Origin of the sequence: Streptomyces sp. TRM68367 (genome assembly GCF_014495685.1) — a bacterium.
Lineage (GTDB): Bacteria > Actinomycetota > Actinomycetes > Streptomycetales > Streptomycetaceae > Streptomyces.
Map to the genome: position 1 here is coordinate 1 of NZ_JACTVI010000264.1, position 1,511 is coordinate 1,511.

1 protein-coding gene is annotated in these 1,511 nt (G+C 66.0%); it reads left to right on the forward strand.

All coding sequences use genetic code 11. From position 1 onward, the window contains the following. Nucleotides 1-70: 70 nt before the first annotated feature. Nucleotides 71-1,511 (forward strand): tyrosine-type recombinase/integrase (locus H8R17_RS45385; protein ID WP_187828981.1); only part of this gene is annotated, 1,441 nt, incomplete at its 3' end.

Genomic DNA, 1,511 nt, shown 5'->3' on the forward strand with positions numbered 1-1,511 from the left:
TGAGCCGTGCCGCTATGCCTGAACGCGCTGACCAGCAACTTCACCACGCAGCACCTGCCAGGAGACCGATTTGCTGCGGAACCCGGGGCACGACCTCGCCGGAGACGGCAGAGCAGCCGTGGAACGGTGGGCCGAGCACCAGCCGCCGTTTCTGGCCGCCCACATGTTTTCGCTCGCTCCGCTGTCTGCGGTGGCGCGGTTGGAGATCCTCTACGTTCTCCAGCAGCGTGACGCACGCGGGCAGAACCTCTCTCCCCAGGCGGTACGGGGCATCGTCGGCTTGCTGGCCGACCTGCCAGCCCTCGCCTTGGCAGGAGAGGCGTTCCCTGATCCCGCCCAGGCGGGGTACGAGGGGACCGTTTCGCTCCTGCGGGGAGTGCGGTGGGACATCGCGACCGGCTTCGACCAGTTCCGGGGGGTCGATCCGGCACGGACACTGGTCTGGGACCTTCGGACCGTCAGTCAGAAGATCCCCTCCCTGAAGAAGACCGAGAGCGCGCTTCGTAATCCCAGTTCCCTTGACTTCGGTGAGATCCGGCAGGGGTGGCTGCGGGAGCTTGTGATGCACTGGGCCCGCACCACGAATCCCATCAGCAAGGAGCTGCGCGAGCATCACTGGGCGTGTGTCATCGCCTCGCGGGCCCTGGAACTGCGTTCTGGAGGCGGCGAGGATCCGGGCAGGCTCCAGTTCTCGGACGTGAGCGCCGTCGTTGATGCGTTTCGGACCGCCCGGGGCAGAAGGGGCGAGGTCCACTCCTCGGCCACTCAGATCAAGAGGGCCGCCCAGTTCTTCAACCTTCTGGATTTCGGACGCCGCGAAGGAGTGCTGGACGGCCTGTCGCCCCGCTTCGTCCGTCATCCGGACCATCACACGATCAAGAAGGTCGACGAGAACGACGAGGAGATCGGCAAGGCCATCCCCGAACCGGTGATCCGCCAGCTCGATCAGCATGTCCATCTGCTGGGCAAGGACTTTCCCTACGGGGAGCTTCCTCCCGAGGCCGTCAACGCGATGCTTCGCACGGCCTACGTGGTCCTGCGGGACACCGGCCGGCGCCCCGCCGAGGTCGCCGGACTCGACCTGGACTGCCTGGAGTTCGACAATGGCGAATACCAACTGGTCTGGCACAACATGAAAGGCCGGCGACGGCGACGACGCCTGCCGGTCCACCAGCAGACCGTGGACGCCATCAAGAACTGGCAGGAGATCCGGGCCGGGCTCGACCTGCCAGACAACAGCGCGGAGCATCTCTTCCCGGCCATCACCAATCGCTACCATCACCTCGACACGGGATACCTCTCGCGGTTCATCCGGTCGTGGGCCGACTCGATTCCGGTGCTGGACTCCGAGGAACTGGGGCGTGACGGTACGCCGTTGCCGTTCGACCGGACCAAGATCTTCCCCTACGCCTTCCGGCACACGTTCTGCCAGCGCTACGCGGACGCCGGAGTCCCGCTGCACGTCCTGCAAGCGCTCATGGACCACCGATCGGCAGACACCACAGCCGCGT